This window comes from Catenuloplanes indicus, from assembly GCF_030813715.1.
GTDB classification, from domain to species: Bacteria; Actinomycetota; Actinomycetes; order Mycobacteriales; family Micromonosporaceae; genus Catenuloplanes; species Catenuloplanes indicus.
Genome location: NZ_JAUSUZ010000001.1, coordinates 1,828,749 through 1,844,924, shown reverse-complemented (window position 1 = coordinate 1,844,924; position 16,176 = coordinate 1,828,749). Strand labels below are relative to the sequence as shown.

The 16,176-nt window shown below is 73.8% G+C and carries 11 protein-coding genes; 8 read left to right on the top strand and 3 right to left on the bottom strand.

Features of this window, described 5'->3' with window-relative positions; translation table 11 throughout:
- The first annotated feature begins 33 nt into the window (after positions 1-33).
- Both J2S42_RS08535 and J2S42_RS08530 read left to right on the top strand, forming a co-directional pair.
- Positions 34-483, top strand: a complete 450-nt coding sequence (locus tag J2S42_RS08535) for a hypothetical protein (RefSeq protein WP_307237194.1) — start codon at positions 34-36, stop codon at positions 481-483.
- Between the two features lie 390 nt (positions 484-873).
- Positions 874-2,292 carry a glucose/sorbosone family PQQ-dependent dehydrogenase gene (locus tag J2S42_RS08530; RefSeq protein WP_307237191.1) on the top strand — a complete coding sequence of 473 codons (1,419 nt, stop codon included), beginning with the start codon at positions 874-876 and terminating at the stop codon, positions 2,290-2,292.
- A gap of 50 nt (positions 2,293-2,342) precedes the next feature.
- Here the strand turns inward: J2S42_RS08530 and J2S42_RS08525 are convergent, their stop codons facing one another.
- On the bottom strand, positions 2,343-3,950 hold the full coding sequence (locus J2S42_RS08525; RefSeq protein WP_307237189.1) for a thiamine pyrophosphate-binding protein: 1,608 nt from the start codon (positions 3,948-3,950) through the stop codon (positions 2,343-2,345).
- Between the two features lie 139 nt (positions 3,951-4,089).
- Positions 4,090-5,346 carry a glycosyltransferase gene (locus J2S42_RS08520; RefSeq protein WP_307237186.1) on the bottom strand — a complete coding sequence of 419 codons (1,257 nt, stop codon included), beginning with the start codon at positions 5,344-5,346 and terminating at the stop codon, positions 4,090-4,092.
- 231 nt (positions 5,347-5,577) lie between these two features.
- Here J2S42_RS08520 and J2S42_RS08515 point away from each other — a divergent pair, with 231 nt between their 5' ends.
- The 3 genes from J2S42_RS08515 to J2S42_RS08505 all read left to right on the top strand — a co-directional run bounded on the left by J2S42_RS08515 (position 5,578) and on the right by J2S42_RS08505 (position 7,113).
- Complete coding sequence (locus J2S42_RS08515; RefSeq protein ID WP_307237183.1) at positions 5,578-5,721, top strand: hypothetical protein; 144 nt, start codon at positions 5,578-5,580, stop codon at positions 5,719-5,721.
- Positions 5,722-5,752: 31 nt separating this feature from the next.
- Positions 5,753-6,388, top strand: a complete 636-nt coding sequence (locus J2S42_RS08510) for a hypothetical protein (RefSeq protein WP_307237180.1) — start codon at positions 5,753-5,755, stop codon at positions 6,386-6,388.
- A 116-nt stretch (positions 6,389-6,504) separates the two neighbouring features.
- Positions 6,505-7,113, top strand: a complete 609-nt coding sequence (locus J2S42_RS08505; protein ID WP_307237177.1) for a hypothetical protein — start codon at positions 6,505-6,507, stop codon at positions 7,111-7,113.
- A 14-nt stretch (positions 7,114-7,127) separates the two neighbouring features.
- Here J2S42_RS08505 and J2S42_RS08500 read toward each other — a convergent pair whose 3' ends face one another.
- Positions 7,128-8,528, bottom strand: a complete 1,401-nt coding sequence (locus tag J2S42_RS08500; RefSeq protein WP_307237174.1) for a phenylacetate--CoA ligase family protein — start codon at positions 8,526-8,528, stop codon at positions 7,128-7,130.
- Between the two features lie 128 nt (positions 8,529-8,656).
- Here J2S42_RS08500 and J2S42_RS08495 point away from each other — a divergent pair, with 128 nt between their 5' ends.
- The 3 genes from J2S42_RS08495 (at position 8,657) to J2S42_RS08485 (ending at position 16,164) form a co-directional block, all read left to right on the top strand.
- A complete protein-coding gene (locus J2S42_RS08495) occupies positions 8,657-11,419 on the top strand; it encodes an ATP-binding protein (protein ID WP_307237171.1) in 2,763 nt (920 codons plus the stop codon).
- A gap of 106 nt (positions 11,420-11,525) precedes the next feature.
- On the top strand, positions 11,526-14,279 hold the full coding sequence (locus tag J2S42_RS08490) for a helix-turn-helix transcriptional regulator (RefSeq protein WP_307237168.1): 2,754 nt from the start codon (positions 11,526-11,528) through the stop codon (positions 14,277-14,279).
- 40 nt (positions 14,280-14,319) lie between these two features.
- Entirely contained in the window at positions 14,320-16,164 is a 1,845-nt protein-coding gene (locus tag J2S42_RS08485; protein WP_307237165.1) for an AfsR/SARP family transcriptional regulator, read from the top strand.
- Positions 16,165-16,176: the final 12 nt, after the last annotated feature.

Genomic DNA, 16,176 nt, shown 5'->3' with positions numbered 1-16,176 from the left:
TACGGCTGGGCGGTGGAACACCTTGGGCCGGACGTGGCGCGCGAGGTCATCAATCGCGCGTTGCGGGTCCTCGCCGATCTGCTGGAGGACACTGATCACTTCTGCACTTTCACGCTGACCGATGCCGCCATCGGTGACGATGGCGTGGAACCGGCGCTGAACACGCTGATCGCCGACCCGTTCCACGCCGAGTCGCTGACCGCGGCTGGTGACTGGTCGCGCATCGTCGGTGAGGCGTTACCGATGCGGTTCGCCGCCTCGTGGCGCCGGCCGCAGGCATGGGCCGAGGGTGCCGGGCCCCGGCGGCTGGCGGCTGGCCTCACCGACTGGATCATGGCTCACCTGGTGCACCTGTGGCCGGCTGACGCCGATTGCTGGACCGTCCGTGTCAACGAGTCGAAGGTGTACGAGAACATCTATCTCGACCTCGCGGTACGGGTGGAGGACCGCCTCTGGCTGCTTCACCTCGGCGTCTGCGACTGACGGGAACGTCAAGGCTCCCATGGCGAACCGCCCGGGTACCGCGGCCGCCGCACTGCCAACCAGCGACGCCGCAGATCGCATTCCGACCGAGCTGGCACGGCGTCTTCTCCAGCTCACCAGCGGTCTCCGCCGAGCGGCCGCACACCCGCTGCTGGCCGCCAGGGCCGGGATCGAGACAAGCGTGTGGGCTTGAAGATCCGCCACGGATCGCCCGCTGTCGTGTTCGGATCACCCGAGTACCTGCTCTGAGGCCTGCATCCGTGATCTTGTGCTCCGCACGTACCGGTCGATGGAGGAATGCAGTAGATGCCGAATTGATCGGATGTAGGCATGCGCGCTGTTGCCTTGCCGTGCAGTGACCGCAGGGTGCGGGACAGCGACAGGAGAATCATGACGACGGTACGAACACGAGCGCTGGCAGCGATGCTGGGGGCGATGGTCGGCGTCACCGCCGGCGGGGTCAGCCCGGCCCGCGCTGCGGAGCCGCAGTTCACGTCACGTGTGCTGGCCTCTGGGCTGGCGAATCCGTGGGAGATCCTCACCGGCCCGGACCGGCATCTGTGGGTGACGGAGAAGTCGGCCGGCCGGGTGACCCGGGTCGACATGGTGACCGGGGAGAAGAAGCCCGCGGTGACGATCCCGGATGTGGTGGCCACGCCGGGCGGCCCGCAGGACGGCCTGCTCGGCATGGCGCTGCACCCGGATCTGTTGGAGGGCGCGAGCAGCAACCCGTACGTCTATCTGTCCTACACCTACGACGCCGACCCGGACCCGGCCGTGCTGCTGCGCCGGCAGAAGATCGTCCGTTACACCTATCAGCGCCCGGCCGGGACGCTCACCGAGCCGCTGACCCTGATCTCCGATCTGCCGGTCACCATCGATCATGTCTCCGGCCGGCTGGTGATCGGGCCGGATTCGAAGATCTACTACACGATCGGTGACGGCGGGCACAATCAGGCCACCCTGTACTGCGAGCCGATCCGCTCGCAGGTGTTGCCGACGCTGCGGCAGGTGGTGACCAAGGACTGGAGTGCCTATCAGGGCAAGGTGCTGCGCTTGAACCTGGACGGCACGGTGCCGTTCGACAACCCGGTCATCGACGGCGTAAGAAGCCATGTCTACTCGTACGGGCATCGCAACGCCCAGGGGCTCGCGTTCGGGCCGACCGGGTTGCTCTACTCCAGCGAGCAGGGCCCGAAGAGCGACGACGAACTCAACCTGATCAGGGCGGGCGGGAACTACGGCTGGCCGCACGTGAACGGCTACCGCGACGATCAGGCCTACACCTACGACAACTGGTCGGCCGCGCCGGACTGTGAAAGCCTGCCCTACAGCGACTTCGAGACGCCGGCCTCTGTGCCGCGCCAGCGGGAGACGTCGTTCATCGATGCCCGGCTGGTGGCGCCGATGCGGACGTTCTACACCGTGCCCGACGGCTTCAACTTCCGGGATCCGCGCTGCATCGTGAACGGTCAGGCGGTGTATCACATGTGCTGGCCGACCATCGCACCGTCGAGCGCGGCCTTCTACGCGTCGGCGGGCGTACCGGGCTGGCAGAACTCCGTGTTGGTCCCGTCGCTGAAGTACGGCACCGTCTACCGGGTGCCGGTCGGCGCGGACGGGCTGACCGCCGGTGAGCCGGTCGCGCTGTGGCGGACGGTCAACCGCTACCGGGATCTCGCGTTCGGCGCGAACGGCCGGACGTTCTACGTCTCGACGGACGTGTCCGGTATCGCGGCGGACCTGGCCGGCACCCCGACCGTGGGCCTGGCGAACCCGGGCTCGATCCTGGAGTTCACCCTCGCCTGACGCGTGCGGTGGCGCCCGCCGGTACGGGGACCGGCGGGCGCCGTACCGTCTCAGTGCGGCATCGGGGTCATCTGCCGTACGTCGAGGCGGACGTCGATGAGCAGCGGGCGGGTCCGGTCCGCGATGGCTTTCTCCGCGTACGCGAGGTCGTCGGCGGACCGCACGGTCACCCCGTCGCCGCCGAGCGCGTCGGCGACGGTGGCCAGGTCCGGCCAGGAGAACAGGGACAGGCCAGGGTCCAGGCCACGGTCGGCGAACTGGACGTGTTCCGCGCCGTACCCGCCGTCGTTGCAGACCACGACGATCACGTCCAGGTTCTCGCGGACCGCGGTGGCGAACTCGCCGATCCCGCCGTGCATGAAGCCACCGTCGCCGCAGACGAGCACGACCGGGCCGGCCGGGCACGCGGTGGCGGCGCCGATCGCCGCGCCCATGCCGGTGCCGATCGACCCGAAGTTCTCCGGGAACACGAAACCACGGGGGTCGGGGACCCGGATGTGGCGCAGCGACTCCATCATGAAGCGGCCGCCGTCGCTGACCACCACGCGCTGTGCCGGCAGGATCTCGTCGAGGCGGCGTAGCGCGGTCTCCGCGTCCACCGTCCCGGGTGCGGTGTCCGGCCGGCGTCGTGCCGGCCGGCCGAGCCGGTCCAGGCGCCACGTGACGGTGTCCCGGAACCGGGTGGCCGGTACCGATGCCGCGTCGAGCCGCTCGATCAGTGCCGCGGCCACCACGGCGGCGTCGCCGCGGACCACGGCGTCGTACGCCACGTGGTCCTCCGGCGCGGTGTCGACCACGACGACCCGCCGCCCGGTCAGGAGCGCGCCGTTGTCCGTGGTGTACCGGTTCAGCCCGGCACCGACCGCGATCAGCAGGTCGGACTCCTCGATCACCTGCCGGGCGGTGGCGGCGGCCAGCCCGCCCGCGAGACCCAGCGCACCCGGCTCGCCGTCGAACAGGCCGGTGGCCTTGAGCGTGGTGACGACCGGCGCGCCGATCCGGGCGGCCAGCGCGAGCACCTCGGCCCGGGCGGCAACGGCGCCCCGCCCGGCGAGCACGAGCGGTCGCTGCGCGGCGGCGACGTGCGCGGCGGCGTGCCGGACCGCGGCGGGATCCGGGTGTGGCGTCTGGGCCGGCGGCAGCCGCGGCGGAACCTCGTCGTAGCGCACGTCCCGCCACATGTGGTCGGACGGGACGTTGAACACGATCGGGCGCCGCTCCACCACGGCACGGCGTATCGCGATCGCGAGATCGGTGAGCGCGGTGTCCGGCGTGCGCGCTTGCTCGAACCCCGCGCCGGTGGGCAGGACCACGTCGCGCTGCGCGATGTCCTGGATGTTCCCCCGGGCGGTGGTGGCGGTGTCGCCGGCGATCAGCAGCATCGGTACCCGGCCGCGGACCGCCTCGACCAGGCCGGTGACGGTGTTGGTCAGCGCCGGGCCGTGTGTGACCGTGACGACGCCGAGCCGGCCGGACAGGCTCGCATAGCCGAACCCCATGAACATCGCGCCGGCCTCGTGGGCCGCGGCGACGTATCTACGTTCCATCTCGTGCACGAAGCTGTGCACCAGGAACATGTTGGCGTCGCCCATCAATCCGAAGATCGTGTCGACGCCGTGCCCGGCCAGCGCGCGTGCCAGTGCCGCGTGCAGCTTCATCGTGGTTCCTCCTGAGAACGTACGGCGTGCGAGTCAAGCGCAACGCGGGTACGTAGACAGGGCCTCAACAACTCGTCGACCGCGGACCAGGGCCGTTCGCGGCACGAAGGGCGGGTACGCCGCGCGGGTCGCCGCCCGCTCACCGGACAGCCCGCTCGATCAGGGCCACGGCGGTGTCGGTGGCGTTCTCGCCGGCGAGCCGGCCGGCGAGTGCGGCGGCCCGGTCGGCGGGGCCGCCGGCGAGCAGCGGTGCGGTGGTGCGGACGAGCCGTTCGGCGGACAGCTGGGTGTAGCGGAACGTGTCGCCGACACCGAGGCGCCGTACGGTGCGGCCCCAGAAGTGCTGGTCGGAGAAGACGGAGCAGATCACGGTGGGCAGGCCCGCGGCCAGCGACGCGGCGGTGGAGCCGGCCCCGCCGTGGTGGACGGCGGCGCGGCAGGCGGGTAGGACCCCGTCGTGGTCCATGGTGCTGACGACGCGGACGTCCGGATCCTGCGGGGTGTGCGCCGTCATGTCACTCCAGCCGGCTCCGATGAGCGCCCGGACACCCAGCCGGCGCGCCGCCGTACGGATCAGGTCGAGCACCCGCGCCGGTTCCTGTACCGGCATGCTGCCGAATCCGAAGTAGACCGGTGGCTCCCCGGCGGCCAGCCAGTCCGCCAGGCCCGGCTCGTCCTCGCCGAGCGCGGCGCGCTGTGCCGGGGACAGCCGCAGGTTGCCGACGAGCGGCCGGGCCGGGCCCCACCCGGCCAGTTCCGGTAGCAGGAAGCGACTGTAGGCCTGGATGTCGGTTCCGCCGGCAGCGGTCAGCCGTACGTCGGCCGGCGCGGTGGCCGGTGGCAGGCCGAGCGAGGCCCGGAAGGCGTTGAGGTCGGCGTGGCCGCTGCGCCACAGCCGTCGCTGGTAGATGGTGTGGGTGAGCCGGTTGAGCGGCGGGGGCAGCCGCCGGGACGTGACGATGACGGAGGCGAAGCGGCCGTTCGGGCGTACCGGTGCGTAGTGCAGGCCAAGGAACGGCACACGCTGCCACTCGGCGAGCGTGGACGCCTCCTCCTCGATCAGGCGGGTGCCGATCACCACGTCCGCGCCCCCGGCGAGCAACCCCATGTCCCGTTGCACGCCGCGGATGACTCGTCGCCGTTCCGCGATCAGCTCCCTCAGGTATGCGCGGACGTCGCCGCCGGCCAGCCACCGCTGCCCGGACGGCGACTGCAGGAACCGGCGTGCGTCCACGCTCAGCGGCCGGGCGTCCACACCGGCCCGCCGCGCGAATCCGACGAGATCGCTGTTCAAGCCGACGACGACCTGATGGCCGCGGGCGGCGAGCGCCCCGGCCAGCGCGACCAACGGCTGCACGTCCCCACGAGTGCCCACCGCGTAACAGACGGCTTTCACACCGCTCCTCTCCTCGGCCCGACGCCCGGGCACCGGCCCTCGCGCCGCTGTGCTCCCGGCTCCACTCGCTCGCGAACACTCGTAGCGGGGCATGGGTCCACCGCACATGCGGCGGATCGACGATCGATCAACATGCCGTCGGCGGCCGGTGCGCCCCGAGCCGGGGTGTCTGGCCTGCGCGTCTGCGCCGTGCTGATGTCACGTTGATGCCCGGGCGCTGCGCTGGGCGTCATGGCGAAGGAGAGGACGGCCGCGCTGGCCGTCACGGTGACCGTGGCCGTCCTGGTCGGTGCGGGGCTGCTCGCGGCGGCCGTGGTCGGTCCGGGTGCGGCGACGGCGAGCTGGTGCGCCACCCCGATACTGTGCCGCGGCTGACTCCCGCGGCGAGGACGAGAACGGGGTACGGATGGCACTGATCCGCCGGCTCAGGGCCGGGCCGTGGGGGAGCCTCGCGCTGCTGTGCCTGCTGGCCGTGCTGCTGATCACCGGGCTGCTGCGGGCGGTGGCCGGGCGTACGAACGCCGGCCTGGTGACCGGCCCGCAATCGGGCGCGCGTGATCTGCGCTTCGTGCACGACAGCGTTCCCGGGGAGACGGTGGACGTGGCGGCCCTCGAGTCGCACCTGTCCTGGTATCGCACCACGCTTCCCGAACCGCTGCCGGCCGTGCTCGCGGCCGGCTGGTTCGGTGCCCAGGCCGGCCCGGCCGGGATGAGCACCCCGGTGGACGGCCGGTGCGCGCCACCGGTGACCCTGCGGTCGCAGGCCGGTGCGCTCGCGGCACCGCGGATGGTCGGCGGACGCGCGTCCGCGCGCACCGGCGGAGACGCCGAGGTGGTGCTGTCGCGGACTGCCGCCGAGGCGATCGACGCCCGGCTCGGACAGGCGTTCACGCTGGCCGGCTCCGCACCGACCCGGATCGTCGGGATGTACGTGTCGGCGTTGCTCGCGATGGTCCTGACCGGGCTGGCCGCCGCGCTCACCGAGCTGATCTTTCGCCCGTGCGGCTGGCGGTGCGTCTGCGACGCGCCGCATTCGGCCTGATGCGGGCGCGCGGCGGTACCGGCGCCGCGATCGCGGTCCGTTGCGCGGCCGAGGCGTCGTGTGTGCCGCCCGCGGTCGCCGCCGGATGGCTGGCTGGCACGTGGGTGCCAGCGCACGTGCGCGGCCGCCGATTCGCCTTCCGGGTCGCCGCGGTCGCGGAGACGTTCCCCGGCCTCGATCCCGGCACCCGCGAGTTCGTCGTACTGCCCCGTCAGTCCGTGCCGGTGGCGCCGATCATCAACCGCTACCTGATCGCGGGTGCCTCGGCCGATCCCGCCGCCCTGCACCGTACCGGCGATGACGGCCAGGCGGAGGCCCTCGCGGCGGAGCTCGGCCGTACGCTCGGCCCGGCCGGCCTGCCGGTGCCGGCCATCGTCGTCATGGCCGGCGAACAGCGGGCCGTGCTCGGACATGGCGGCGCGAACGGTCTGCTCACCCTCGTCTACTCGGCCGGTGCCGCCGGCGGCGTCCTGATCGCGCTGCTGGCGGTCGCGGTCACGGCCGTCGCGGACACGGCCGCGTGCGGCCGGGCACTGTCCCGGCTGAGGACCATGGGGATGTCCGCCGGCCCGGGCCGCACCCTGCTCCTGATCGAGCTGTCACCGCCGGTGGTGGCGCTACCGCCGCTGACCGCGGCGGTGCTGGTGTTCGCCCTGCTCCTCGAGGAGCGCGTGAACCGCGCGCTCGACCTCGGCACCGCGCTGCGGTGGGGCGACGTTCGCTGAGGCCCGGGAGAATGTCAGTGCTCCACGCCGGGCCGGGTGTAGCGGTGCTTGATGCCGTGCGGGAAGAACTCCGGGTCGTCCGCGGTCCTCAGTTCGACATCCGGCGTCTGGTACCCGGCCGGCACGTAATGCGCGAACTCGTTGTTCACCCGCAGCAGCTCGGCCCGGATCGCCTCGGCGGCGGCCCGCTGCCGCTCGTCGGTGGCCGCCTCGCCGGTGGCCAGCTCGACCACGACGTTCAGCCGGCGGTCGCGGTCCACGTCCTCGAGCGTGCGGAGCACGAACCGCCCGGTCGCCCAGCCGGCGACCGCGGGCCGTTCCAGCGCCGCCGCCACGTCCTCCGGGTAGACGTTCGCGCCGAAGAACGACACGGTGAACATCGACCGGCCGAAGACGAAGACGAACGGCAGGTCCGTACCCTCGCCGGGGTCGAAGCCGTGCTCGCGGCACAGCGCGATCAGGCTGTCGTGCGCGATGACGCCGCCCTCGTCGGCGATGTGGTAGCGCACCAGCGGCACCGTGCCGTCGGTGCTGAACGCCAGCGTCCCGCCCGGGAGCGCCTCGAACCGGTGGGTGGCCGGGTCGAACTGGGCCAGCGTCGGCAGGCGGGTGTCGCCGAACACGGCCCTGGCGAGGTCCGGCCGACCGGCGAGGAACCGGCGGATGCGCACGCTCAGCGGCGTCTCGGTGGCGAGCACGCCACCGTCCGCGGTGCCGTACATGTTCGCCACGTCGGCGGTCGGGTCGGTCATCCCGGTGCGCAGCCCGATCAGGTCACGCCACTGCTCACTGATCACCTCGCCGGCCATCACGATCTTGATCCGGTACGACGTCCAGTCCATTCCGCGCGCCAGCCCGGAGTCGACCACGTTCTTCACGAACGGCGGATAGCCCAGCAGCACGATCTGGTCGTAGAAGTCACCGAGCTCGTCGATGACCCGCAGCACCTCGTCGATGTCGTTGCCTGCGGGGGCGACCGTGATCGGGTAGCCGCGCGCCGCCAGCCGCCGGCAGATGCCGGCGACGTACATGCCGCCGACCCAGTGGCCGAGCGCGAAGCACACGACCGCGAGTGTGCTGCGCTCGTGCGCGTGGAACGCGTCCCGCAGGATGTGCTCCATACGGGCGGCACCGCCGTGCTCGTCCGCGGCCGACCGCGGCCAGACGGTCGGGGTGCCGGACGAGCCCGACGACAGCGCGACGATGTCGCCGCCGGTGATCCGGCCGCCACGGCAGCGCTCCGGCAACGGGTAACGTTGGTGGTAACCCGACTTGCTGGTCAGCGGAATCTGCTCGACGCTGACCACCGATGCCGGATCGACCCCCTGCTCCGACAGGAACCGCCGGTACGCGGGCACCTCGGCCGCGGCGTCCCGGAACAACGCCAGCACGTCCATCGGGTTGCCATCACCCATCCTTGCGCCTTCCTGCCGACCACGTTCGCGGTGTCCGGGACATCTCGTCCCACCCCGATGAACACCGGGTCGACGATACGTGAGCGGCTGACCGGTGCCGGAGGGACCGGAGGCGTACCATCGCCTCGATGGTGACGCGACGACCACCGGAACCAGCGCTGCTGGGCCGCGATGCCGATCTGGTCGTCATCGACGCGGCGTTGACCGGCGCGGTCTCCCGGGGTGTGGTCGTCATCGTGCGGGGCGAGCCCGGCATCGGCAAGACCGCGCTGCTGTCCGCCGCCCGGCAGCGCGCCCTCGCCCGGAATATGCGGGTCCTCGCCTGCGCGGGTGTCCCGATCGAGTCCGACCTGCCCTACTCGGGCCTGCACCAGCTGCTGCGTCCTGTCATCCGGCGGGACCCGATGCTGGCCAGCGCCACCGCACTGTCCCCGGCCCAGCGGGACACACTGCTGAACGCGCTCGGTCTGGGCGACAGCGAACCGATCTCCCGGCACGAGGTCGGCGAGGCTGTCCTGGCGCTGCTGGCGGGGGAGGCGGCCGTGGCACCGGTACTGGTCACCGTGGACGACACCCACTGGCTGGATCGGTCCACGGCGCAGGTGGTGGCGTCGGTCGCGCACCGGCTGCCCGGCCACCGGGTCGTGGTGATCGCCGCACAGCGTGACACCGAGCCGGCCGGCCCGCTGGGGGACGTGCCCGCGTCCCGCGAGCTGATGCTCGGCGGCCTGGACGGCGACACCGCGAGCCGGCTGCTGGCGGCACACGCACCTGACCTGCCGCCGCGATGGCGGCAGCGGACGCTGGAGGTCGCGCGCGGCAACCCGCTGGCGCTCGTCGAATTGCCGGCCGTGCTGCGGCACCACGACGACTCGTACGGCGAGGACCTGCCACTGACCGACCGGCTGGAGCGCACGTTCGGCATGCGGGCCCGTGAACTGTCGCACGACACACGCATGCTGCTGCTCGCGGCGGCTCTGCACGACCGCGACGACCAGAACGAGATCGTCTCCGCGGCCGGCCGCGCCGCCGGCCGCGCGATCCGGCCGGGCGACCTTGCCGAGGCGGTCGACACCGGGCTGCTGGAGGTCGGTGACGGCACGCTGCGGTTCCGGCACCCGCTGATGCGATCCGCGGTGCGCCGGGCGGCCACCGCCGCGCACCGGCACGGCGTTCACGCGGCCCTGGCGGAGATTCTTGCCGCGGACCCCGACCGGCGGGTCTGGCACCGGGCCGCCGCGTGCCTGGCACCGGACGAGTCGGTCGCCGCGGAGCTGGAACGCGCCGCCTCCCGGGCCATGCGCCGCGGAGCGCCGGACGCGGCGTCCGTGGCCATGGAGCGGGCGGCCCGGCTCAGCCCGGACACCGCCGAGCGGGTGCGGCGCCTGGTCACCGCCGCGGACATCGGCTTCGGCGCCGGCGGCGGTCCCCGGTTCGCGCGGCTGATCGCGGAGCTGGAGATACTCGCCATCGACCCGGTCGACCGCGCCCGGCTCGCGTACTGGCAGGAGGAATTGCTCCGGCGGGACTGGCCCGGCGACGCCGGTGTCGTCGCCGCGATCGAGCTGACCCGGCGGCAGCTGGCGGCCGGCCACGCCGAGCAGGCACTCTCCACGCTCGCCTCCGCCGCGGTCCGCGCCTGGTGGGTGGGTCCGACCGGGACGGTGCTGCACCGGCTGGCCGACACGGTCCGGCATCCGGATCTACGGGCCGACGAACTGACCCGCGCCGCACTGCTCGCCCTGATCGCACCGGAGCAGCATTCGGCCCCGTTCCTTCACCGGTACGCCGCCGCACGCGACGAGCCCCGCGAGCCGGCCGACGACGTACGCCTCAGCCAGGCCGCGGGCGCGGCCGGGGACATGCCGGCGGTGATCCGCAGTCTCGACCGCGCCATCCCGGCGCTGCGGGCACGCGGGCACCTCGGACTGCTCGCCCAAGCGCTCTCCTCGTATGCCTGGGCCCACCTCCACCTCGGACAGCTGGAGCTGAGCGAGGCCTCCGCCGTCGAGTGCCGGCGGCTGTCCGAGGAGGTCGGCCAGCCGCGCTGGGCGGTGATGGCGAGCCTGGCCGCCGGCATCGTGGCCGGCCGGCGCGGCGACCGGCACGCCGCGGAGTCCGCGGCGGCCGCGGCGGAGACCGTGCTGCTGCGGTCCAGGGCACATCCACTGCTGGCCAAGGTGGAACTGGCCCGGGGCACGGCGGCTTTGGGGGCGGGGGAGTTCGCGCTCGCCTTCGACCGGCTCTGGCGCATCGTCGACCCGGCGTCGCCGTCCCACCACCGGCAGGTACGGGCCTGGGCGCTGCCGGAACTGATCGAGGCCGGGGTACGCAGCGGCCGGCTGGCCCGGCTGAGACCGCTGCACGCGGAACTGGCCGCGCTGGCCGAGCGCACCGGATCACCCCTGCTGCGGGCCGCGGTGACCGCCACTGCTCCGCTGCTGGCGGACGATCCGGCGGCCGCGTTCGACGCGGCGATCGCCGCGGACCTGGCGGCGTGGCCGTGGCACCGGGCCCGGCTGCTGCTGGCGCACGGCGAATGGCTGCGCCGCGAACGTCAGGCCGCCGACGCGCGCGGGCCGCTGCGCGAGGCACACCGCATCTTCCGTGCGCTCGGCACGGTGCCCTGGGCGGACCGCGCCGAGGCAGAGATCCGCGCCTCCGGTGAACACGTCCGCGTGCGCGCCCTCGCCGGCTCGGACGCGCTGACCCCGCAGGAGCTGCAGATCGCCCGGCTGGCCGCGTCCGGCCTGACCAACCGCGAGATCGGCGACCGGCTGCTGCTGTCACACCGGACGGTCGGCACCCACCTGTACCGCATCTTCCCGAAACTGGGCGTGACCGCGCGAGCCGGCCTCGCCCGGGCGCTGGAGGCGTACGACCGGACGTGACCGGCCGGTGCTCCGGACCACCCGGTGCGGCACCCGAAGGCCGGGTGTCCCGCGTGGCGGAACGGGCCGGGACGCCGCGGCGGCCGGCTGACTACGATGGACTCCCGTGCCATCGTCGCTCGTCGGCCGTACCGCCGAAATCGCTGTCCTGGCCGAGGCGATCGCCCGGGCGGATGCCGGCCACGGTGGTGGGCTGCTGCTCACCGGCGACCCCGGGGTGGGGAAGTCCGCCCTGCTGGACGCCGCCGCCGAGCAGGCCCGGCAACGCGGGGCACGCGTGCTGCGCTGTGTCGGCACCCCCTCGGAGAGCGACCGCCCGTACGCCGGGCTGCGCCGCCTGCTGACGCCGGTCCTCGGCACGATCGAGGCACCGCTCCCGGCCACCCGGCAGGCGCTACGGGCAGCGCTGGGCGACAGTGACGAACCGGTCACCGCCCATCGCGTCGGGCTGGCAGCGCTGCAACTGCTGACCGACGCCGCGCAGCGGGCGCCGCTGACGGTTATCGCGGACGACGTGCAGTGGCTGGACGCGGCGTCCTGCCACGTGCTGGCGTTCGTGGTCCGGCGCTTGGCCGACGACCCGGTGCTGATGGTCGCCGCGGCCCGTGCCGGAGACCTGGGCGGCAATCCGCTGGCCGAGTCGCAGTTGCGGGTCGTACCGGTGAATCCGCTCGACGAGCACGCCGCCGCCGTCCTGCTCGACGCGCGGGCCCCCGGCCTGCCGCCACTGGTCCGCGAACACCTGCTGAACGCCGCGGAGGGTAACCCGCTCGCGCTGACCGAGCTGCCGCTGGCGATCCGCGAGGAGCGTGACATCCTGGCCACGCCCGCGCTGCCGCTGACCGAGCGCCTGGCCCGGTCGTTCGGGGACCGTGCCGCCGGGCTGCCGGTGGCGACGCGGACGCTGCTGCTGGTCATGGCCGTCAACGACGGCGACACCGTCGCGGAGATGCTCGCCGCCGCGAGCCGGGTCACCGGTACGCCGACGACGCTGGACGAGCTCGCGCCGGCCGAGCGGGCCGGGCTGATCCGCACCGTGAGCGGCCGCCTCGTCTTCCGGCATCCGCTGGTGCGCGCGGCCGTGGACCGGTCCGCGGCACCGGACCTGCGCCGGGCCGTGCACGCCGCGCTGGCCGACCTCGCCGGCGACGAGGAACGGCGGGTCCGGCACCGAGCCGCCGCGACCGTCGGTACCGACGAGGAGGTGGCGGCGAGCCTGGAACGGCTCGCGGTGCGGGCCGTGCGGCGCGGGGCCGGCTTCACCGCCGAGGCGCTGCTGGAACGGTCCGTGACGCTGAGCCCGGACCCGCACGACGCGATCCGGCGCGCGCTCGCGGCCGTCAGCGGGCACGGCTACGGCCGGCCGGCCACGCCGCTGCTCCGCCTCGCCATCGAGCGGGCGGATCCCGCGGCCGTGGACCCGATGACACGGTGCGTGCTGGAGATGCTCACCCGGGCCGAGACCCCGGACCGCTTCACCGGCGCGCCCGCGGCGCTGACGCACGTGGCCCGGGTGGTGTCCCGGCACGGCGCCACCGACCCGGCCAAGGCGCTGCGCCTGCTGGAGAGCGTCGGAAACCTGGCCTTTCTGGCTGATCTGGACGAGCCGACCCGGACGGCGTTGCTCGCGGCGCTCGACACGCTGCCGCTGGAGCCCGGCGATCCCCGCCGGACCACACTGATGGCACAGATCTCCCCGTGGGAGCGCGGCCCGGCGGTACTGGCGTCGCTGGCCGGGCGGCGGCCCGGCGACGCCACGACCGAGGCGGACCTGGCGCTGGGCCTCGCCGCGCTGTTCGTGGGCGCCCTGCCCACCGCGACCGGGTTTCTTCGCTCTGGGATCGACGGCCTGCGGTCGCTGGGCAACTTCGCCAACCTGTCCTGGGCACTGGCCTATCAGGCGTGGGCGTGCGCGCTGCTCGCCCGGCATCCGGCCACGATCGCCGCCGCCGGCGAGTGCACGCGGCTGACCGGCGAGGGCGGCACCCCGCGCTGGGCGATGGGGGCCGCGCTGGCCGAGGCGGCCGTCTCGGCACGCCGCGGCCAGGTGGCGCCGGCCCATGCGCTGGCCGACCGGACCGAGGCGACCCTGACCGATGAGCGCGCTACCCCGCTGGTCGCGCTGGTGCAGCTCGTCCGCGGCACCGCGGGTCTCGCGGCCGGCGACCCGCAGGCGGCCCTGGACGCGCTGTTGCGCATGTTCGACCCGCACGGCGGCGCCTACAACCGCAACCTGCGCGGGTGGGGGTTCACCGACCTGATGGACGCGGCGGCGCTGACCGGGCGGCTCGACGCGGTCCGCGACCTGCACGCCGAGATGACGGAACTGGCCGCGCGCACCGGATCGCCACAGCTGACGGCGGCGACCGCGGCGAGCGCGCCGCTGCTGGCCGCGGCCGGGACGGCGGAGGCGGCGTTCGACCGGGCCCTCGCCTCGGGACTGCACGACTGGCCGTGGCAGCGCGGCTCGCTGCTGCTGCACTACGGCAGCTGGCTGCGCCGGCAACGACGCCGGACCGAGGCCCGAGGGCCGCTGCGGGCGGCCTACGAGGCGTACGAGTCGATCGGTGCGCAGGCCTGGGCCGAGCGGGCCGCCGAGGAGTTGCGCAGCGCCGGTGAGAACGTGTCCGGCCTGGCGCGTCCCGCGATGGACACGCTGACGTCGCAGGAACTGCAGATCGCACAGCTGGCGGCGGAAGGGCTGACCAACCGGGAGATCGGTGACCGGCTGTATGTCTCACCGCGCACGGTGCGTAACCATCTGTACAACATCTTCCCGAAGCTCGGCGTCTCCTCCCGCGCCGAGCTGGCCGAGGTGGTGCAGGCCACTGACGGCGGCAACGGAATATGGGTCACCTGACGTAAGCGCGTAGGTCACACCCGCACCTACCGTTCTGGTCATGACAGTCAGTGATCTGCGGACCGCCGCACCGCGGTCCAGACTTCATATGGTGCGCCCGGCGGGTGGGCCGGAGTGGCGGTTCGCCGTCCTCGGGCGCGTACGGGCGTGGCGGTTCGGCCGGGAGATCGACCTCGGGGCACCGCAGCAACGCACGACGCTGGCCATGCTGCTGCTGCGCGAGGGCGCCCCGGCCACATTGGATGAACTGATCAACGGGCTGTGGGGGGAGGACGTGCCGTCCGCCGCGGTCGGCACGGTGCGCACCTACATCTCCCGGCTGCGCCGGGCACTGTGCCCCGACGGGCACAACGGGCTGATCGTCTCCGGGCGCGGCGGCTACCGCCTGCCGCGGGACCGGGTGGGCCTGGACTTCGCCGACTTCCGCGCACTGGTCGCGGAGGCCACCACCGCGTCCGCCGAGCGGCGCTTCGCGGATGCGGCCCGCCGGCTCGGCGACGGTCTGGCGCTGTTCGACGGCATCACGCTGGCAGGAGCGCCGGGCCCGTACGCGAGCGCCCAGCGCGACCGCATCGAACATCTGCGCGGTGCGGCGGACGAGGACCGGCTCGCCGCCGAGATAGAACTGGGCCGGTACGCCGTCACGCTGGCCGACCTCTGCCTGCGCATCGCCGCGGAACCGCTCCGGGAACGCCTGCGCGAGCTGCAGATGCTGGCGCTGTGGCGCGACGGCCGCCAGGCCGAGGCCCTGGTCGCGTTCCACCAGGCGCGCACCGTGCTCGCCACCGAGCTCGGCGTCGATCCCGGTCCCGGACTCCGGCGGCTGCACGCCGAGATCCTGGCCGGCGACACACCCGTGCAGGCCGAGGCGCGCCCGGTCATCCGGGTGCCGGCCCAGGCGCCCGCGCCACCGTCCGACTTCACCGGCCGCGCCGCCCTGGTGAGCCGGATCGTCGCGTCGCTGGACCGGCCCGGCGCCGTGCCAGTGGTCGGCGTGGCCGGTCTGCCGGGCAGCGGAAAGACCGCAGTCATCGGAACGGTCGCGCAGCGGGTCGCGCACCTGTTCCCGGACGGCGTGCTGCACACCGACCTCGGCGGCGGTACGGCCACGCCCGGCGACGTGCTGGCCGGATGGCTGCGGGCGCTGGGCGTCGCGGCCTCCGCCGTACCCGCCGCCCTGCCGGAACGCGCCGCCCTCTGGCGTACCACGCTGGCCGGCCGCCGCATCCTGGTGACCGTCGACGGCGCGGCGGACGGCGACGCGGACCTGCACCCGCTGCTGCCGGCCGCTCCCGGTTGCGCGGTGCTGTTCACCACCAGCCGCCTCTGCGCGGTCGCGGCCGGTGCCGAGTGGCACCGGGTGGGGCCGTTCACCCGGGCGGAGGCGCTGGAATACCTGGGCCGGCGGATCGGGCCCGACCGGGTGGCCGCGGAACCAGCCGCCGCGGCGGCGCTGGTCACCGCGCGCGCGTGTCAGCCGCTCGCCCTGCGCGCGGTCGCCACCAGGCTCGCCGCGCGCCCGGCCTGGACGCTGGCCGAGGCCGGAAGCCGGCTGAGCGCCGACGACGACGCGGCCGAACTGTACCGCCGGCTCGACCCGGTGCGCGGCACGCTCGACTGTGCGTCGGCCGACGTGCTCGCCACGCTCGCCGGTGCCGCCGGCGGCATGGTGACCGCCGGCCAGGTGGGCTACCTGCTGGGACTGATGGAGCGGGAGGCGGAGGCGGCGCTGGACACGCTCGCCGAACGCTTCCTGGTCGAGGCGCTGCAGCCCGGCCGCTACCGGATCGACCACCTCGTCCGCCGGTACGCGGCGCTGCGCCGCAGCCCGGACGTGGCACACCGGCTGGTCGCCATGGACGACGTCTCGGGAGCGGTTGCCTGACCGGCCCGGCCA

Excerpts from the sequence above, each read along its gene's own strand:
- J2S42_RS08525 (WP_307237189.1), bottom strand. The coding sequence starts at position 3,950 with ATGAAGCTGCACGCGGCACTGGCACGCGCGCTGGCCGGGCACGGCGTC.
- J2S42_RS08510 (WP_307237180.1), top strand. The coding sequence starts at position 5,753 with ATGGCACTGATCCGCCGGCTCAGGGCCGGGCCGTGGGGGAGCCTCGCG.
- J2S42_RS08495 (WP_307237171.1), top strand. The coding sequence starts at position 8,657 with ATGGTGACGCGACGACCACCGGAACCAGCGCTGCTGGGCCGCGATGCC.
- J2S42_RS08515 (WP_307237183.1), top strand. The coding sequence starts at position 5,578 with ATGGCGAAGGAGAGGACGGCCGCGCTGGCCGTCACGGTGACCGTGGCC.
- J2S42_RS08485 (WP_307237165.1), top strand. The coding sequence starts at position 14,320 with ATGACAGTCAGTGATCTGCGGACCGCCGCACCGCGGTCCAGACTTCAT.
- J2S42_RS08500 (WP_307237174.1), bottom strand. The coding sequence starts at position 8,528 with ATGGGTGATGGCAACCCGATGGACGTGCTGGCGTTGTTCCGGGACGCC.
- J2S42_RS08530 (WP_307237191.1), top strand. The coding sequence starts at position 874 with ATGACGACGGTACGAACACGAGCGCTGGCAGCGATGCTGGGGGCGATG.